This window comes from Oleiphilus sp. HI0132 (assembly GCF_001635845.1).
The window spans coordinates 1-563 of record NZ_LWGJ01000196.1; the positions used below are offsets into that span (position 1 = coordinate 1).

Annotated in this window: 1 protein-coding gene; it reads right to left on the reverse strand. The window is 46.7% G+C overall.

Annotated features, from left to right (window positions below; all coding sequences use genetic code 11):
* Positions 1-13: 13 nt before the first annotated feature.
* The coding region (locus A3766_RS02430) for a serine hydrolase domain-containing protein (protein WP_156508629.1) at positions 14-563 on the reverse strand (550 nt) is incomplete at its 5' end.

Below are 563 nucleotides of genomic sequence, written 5' to 3' on the forward strand. Positions count from 1 at the left end.
TTTAACTCATCGTCTAGCAGGGCCCTGTTTCATTAATCGGGTGTACTCGATTGCCACAATAGCCAAAGCTGATTTTTGCATCTGGGTCAGCAAAAGCAATAGCGCCGCCTAAACCGGGGTGGCCGAAGCTTCTAGGGTTGTCACCTGTTTTAAAATACGGGTTGTTCAACATAAAGCCCGTTCCATAGCGAAAGTGGCGGTGGGTCATGACTTCAACACCATCCCACTGCTCTTTTATCGCGTCTTCCAAGGCCGCTTTGCTGATAAGTCGATGGTCTCGATTGAGTTCATCGATAGTTCCTTCCATTGACAATAGGCTATAAATCTTTGCGATATTTCTAGCGTTACTATGGCCATTGCCAGACCCGAACTCGTGGGTTCGGAAATCAGGGTCCTCAAACATACGCTGAGGGTCCGGGATTGGTTTCCAAGCTCTAGCAAGTAAAGAGTTTGGGTCGTTGACTTGTTGTAAGGTAGGAACACCATTAGATATGACGATATCGGCGCAACGAGTAATCTGGCTTTCATTCATGCCTAGGTAGAATTCAATATTGTTTGGCCCA